We start from the raw sequence: 4,142 nt of genomic DNA, 5'->3' as shown, positions 1-4,142 counted from the left end.
CTCTTAGCGACGAAAAGGCTTTACATAGGACACATTGTTATGATCTTTTATTCATCTTGTTTAAACTCACGATGTTGCCATTCTTGGGGTCAACTTTCCCATTCAACATGTCCGAATACAATTTTTCTAATTCCTGAACTCCAATGTGTTCTTTAATCGAAATCGTTGATTGAATAGCGTCCATAAATTCTTGCCAAGCTATCCCAATCTTTTGTTGAAACCCTGATACCCCCCATTCTTTCTGACGTTTTTCAGCATGTGCAGGAGCGAAGAAAAATTCTCCCTTTTTGGGAAGTGAGTTTTCACCTTCTAGATTTTGCCAATCAACAAGCCCCACCAGACAATTATATACCAGATTTTTGTTCAACAACGTTTGCAACTGGAATTGGGTGTTATGGTTGCCGGCAAAGTCTATCACAACGAATTTTTCATTAGAATTCAATTGAGCAATCGAATCATAGCTTATGGTTTGATCATACCAGCCTAACTGTCTCACAAATTCCATATTCTTTTTTGACGTGAGTCCTACAAGATTCAAATTCAAAGCATTTTCTTTTTTTCGATGTGCCAATAGAAAGGCTAATGCCTGTGCCGTTTTACTGGATGCGCTTGTAATTAGTATTTGAGAGGCTTTATAGAAATTCTGTTCTTCTAAATGATCATCAATCAAAAAGGATGTAACAAACAATGGGCGAAATATGGAAATTAATTTTTCAGTTTCCGGAGTGAATGTAGGGTCTTGTTCTGTATTCGTATAAAAATTATAGATTGGTGGGAGAGCTTGTCTGTGTTCAGTATTATCCACAAAACCTTTACTACTAACATTGTTAATGGTGACCAATAAGTGAGAACTCATGGGGTAGTATCCATAAAATCGCTGACCTACTTGTACATCCGGATGGTTAGAAATAACAACATTAGCTAACCCCCAAGCTGGAATAATTCCGTAACCAGATTGAGTTGGGAAAAATTTCCAATAGTTCATTTGTTCTCCTACCACACCATAGGTGATGTTATTAGAGGTAAATGAAAATTGATCAATTTCTAAAAGTACCTGACTTGATAATAGTTTGTCAGAATAAGTTTTTTCTACAAACTTGGCCCGTTGGAGGTTATCAATTTTCACTGTAAAGTCTAATGCATTAATATTTGCCACGTTGAAATAAGTTTTGCTAAATGTAGAAAGTAAAATTTTGATTATCAATTGCAAGCCTTGCACCTGCATGTTGGATGTAAACATTGATCATAACGGCCATGTATATGCAAAATAGGTGATTACGGGTTTCAAACTTATCTAACCAGTCCGATTTTGGACCGAGTTAAAGCTCTTGAATTTTTTACTATCGCGCCTATTTTTTATATACAATGTTAGCAATTGTTTATTTTCTTTTAAGATTAAAAATCACATCAGCATTTACCCAATACACTTCTCCTTTGGTTACTCCTTTCCACCCACTATCAGGAGGATTACTGTGCCTTTTTGAAAAGAAAAAATACTTGCCATCTGGTGACATATAAGGACAGAAATAAATCCAATCTTTGACTAAGGGTTCGCCAAGATCAAAGTAAATTGGTGTTTGCCATTTGTTATTTTCCTTAAATGATACAGCAAATCCCTTTTCATCTGTATAAGTGTTTGCAGTAATCAAAAAGCTTTCATCCGGTGAAACATAGGTGCTTCGTTCACTTTTTTCTGAATTAACTTCTGAACCAATATTTATGGGTGTGTCAAATTTTCCATCCCCTAAATATTGAGCCCGATAAATATCACGTTTACCAAAACTATCTGGGCGGTCGGATGTAAAATATAGACTTCCGTCAGCAACTACTACCGGGTATGACTCTGCGTATTCTTCAGTTGATATGGGGTATTCAACCTTTGAAGCTAGTTGCCATTTACCTCCTATTTTTTGACTTTTGTAGATGTTTGGTTTGGAGTTTTTTAAACGTTCTTCAGGGCTAATACCAAGAAAATACATGGTATTCCCATCTTGAGTAATTGATGGGTCAATAGCTACAGAATTAGCATCTTGGTCAGAATACATTTGAATGGGTTGTGGAACTGTCCAATTACCATCAATTAATTCAGAATGATGAATAATAAAGCTTCCATCAATAATTCTGGTAAAGAACAATTCAGTAAAAGAAGAGTTAAACACCGAATTAATTTCTATACTATCTGTATTAACTATTGACGGGGCAAATAATTCAGGTATGGTTTCCGGTAGTTTTTGATCTAAATAGAAATTATATGAGTTAGTTGTTTTACAGCTTTGCAAAATAAAAGCTAATCCAGCGATTGATAAGAAATAATATTTTCTATTCATATTGTCTGATTTAATAATTGCTAGCATCCGTGTATACCACATATGTGGTATATCCACATTATATCCATTACCTTCATCTATCTAAAAAGTGGAAATAAAGTAAGTACTGCGTTTCAATTTACCTTCACACAAGACAAACACTATTTACCCTGGGCATTCTGTTCAGTATCATCTTGTTTGACCCCATATGCCCCTTTTAACCTCTTCCATGGAATAGATTCAATTATGATTAAAATTTAATAAAACACAATGTTTTTAAGAGTAAATATATTAAAAAAGCATTATATTTTATTAAATAAATATAGCTCCCAGCCTCATTACCAGCCACCAAAGGAATATATATTTTAAATATATCCTGAATTAATATCCAAACCTATGAATGAAGAACAAAAACAACAACGTACTGAATTAGTGATTGATGTTTTGCTTAAAAACTATAAAACTCTTACCCGCTTTAAGGGAATTACAAATACAGGTGCTGGATTCAAAATAAAGAATGATAAGATGACTGATGAGATCTGTATATTTATTGAGGTTGAGAAAAAAAGATCTCTTGATGAATTAAAAGATAGTGAAATTATCCCCTCAAATATTGAAAATATTTCTATTGATTTGGTGGAAAGGCGCCCTTATGTTCGGCATGACCTTATCATTCCAATTGAAGAACTAAATCAATACCAAAAATTCCGACCGCTTGTTGGCGGGTCTGCGATCACAAATGGAATTGAAAACAATGGATCTGTAAGTATTGGGACATTGGGATGCATTGTTCATGTTAAAACAAAAAAAGATAATAACAATTCGCTGATGAGTAACTACCATGTAATATACGCTGAAAATGCGAAGTTTGGTCAGTCTATTTATCAACCAGATAAAGAGGATGGTACTGTTGCCCTAGTGGAGTCTGGTGTTAAAGGAGATTATCTTGATATGGCATTAGCTGTAGTAACTGTGAAAGGTTCAAATGAAGTTATTGAAATTGGAACTTTAAAAGGGACTAATCCACCTAAGGCAGTGGGGCAAGAAGTACAAAAATATGGTATAACGACACATAAGACAAAAGGTCAAATTACAAAAATAGGAGTCAAACCTGATCCTAATTCTCCATTTAAATATTTATACACAGGTTTAGAAATAGTACAGGGCTATCCTGCGAAAGACCCAAATAAAAAGTTCTGTGATCATGGAGATTCAGGGGCTGTTCTTGTAAATATGGATAAGGAAGTAATTGGGTTACTTAATGGAGGACACGATACCCCACCCTATTATTCTTTTGCTGACGATATAAGAGAAATGCTTAGAGAGCTACCCTTTTCTATTCCTGCGCCAACTTCTCTAAAACAACAGATTTTTTCAGATTCAAACAGACTTAATAAATACAAGGAATTATTGCAACAAACAAAACATGGTCAAGCAGCACTTTTAGCATTGATAAACAATGTTCAAGAGGGTATTAATCTTGTAAATGAGCATCGAAAATGCATGGTTGCATGGCAACGTTACAAGGGTCCTGCTTTCATTTCATTAACAAGAAATTTAGACAAGGATGAGCCTTATAAATTTGAACGTTCAATTGACGGAATCTTAATAGAAGATATGATCTCAAAAATGGCAAGGATGTTTAAAGAATTTGGTAGCAATTCACTGTCCGAGGTTGTAGAAAGATATGAGGATGAACTCCTATCTTATATCTCAAAATCAAATACTGTTGAAGAAGTTCTAGAACTGATAATAAAGAAATAGAATTATTTATAAAGGCACTTACACAGTTTCTCTTACAGTGCCGTATTTGATGTTGATTTATGGATAACTTTC

Annotated in this window: 3 protein-coding genes; 1 reads left to right on the top strand and 2 read right to left on the bottom strand. The window is 34.3% G+C overall.

What is annotated here, in order from left to right; translation table 11 throughout:
• Positions 1-37: 37 nt before the first annotated feature.
• Both E1171_RS05875 and E1171_RS05870 read right to left on the bottom strand, forming a co-directional pair.
• Positions 38-1,156 carry a DUF2855 family protein gene (locus tag E1171_RS05875; protein ID WP_187696286.1) on the bottom strand — a complete coding sequence of 373 codons (1,119 nt, stop codon included), beginning with the start codon at positions 1,154-1,156 and terminating at the stop codon, positions 38-40.
• A 223-nt stretch (positions 1,157-1,379) separates the two neighbouring features.
• Positions 1,380-2,327: a TolB-like translocation protein gene (locus E1171_RS05870; protein ID WP_155205018.1), complete on the bottom strand. Its 948-nt coding sequence runs from the start codon at positions 2,325-2,327 to the stop codon at positions 1,380-1,382.
• Between the two features lie 375 nt (positions 2,328-2,702).
• Here E1171_RS05870 and E1171_RS05865 point away from each other — a divergent pair, with 375 nt between their 5' ends.
• Entirely contained in the window at positions 2,703-4,070 is a 1,368-nt protein-coding gene (locus E1171_RS05865) for a trypsin-like serine protease (protein ID WP_155205016.1), read from the top strand.
• The last annotated feature ends 72 nt before the right edge of the window (positions 4,071-4,142 follow it).

This window comes from Xanthovirga aplysinae, from assembly GCF_009711365.1.
Classification (GTDB): domain Bacteria; phylum Bacteroidota; class Bacteroidia; order Cytophagales; family Cyclobacteriaceae; genus Xanthovirga; species Xanthovirga aplysinae.
The sequence above is the reverse complement of the archived record's forward strand: the minus strand, read 5'-3'. Positions and strand labels throughout refer to the sequence as shown.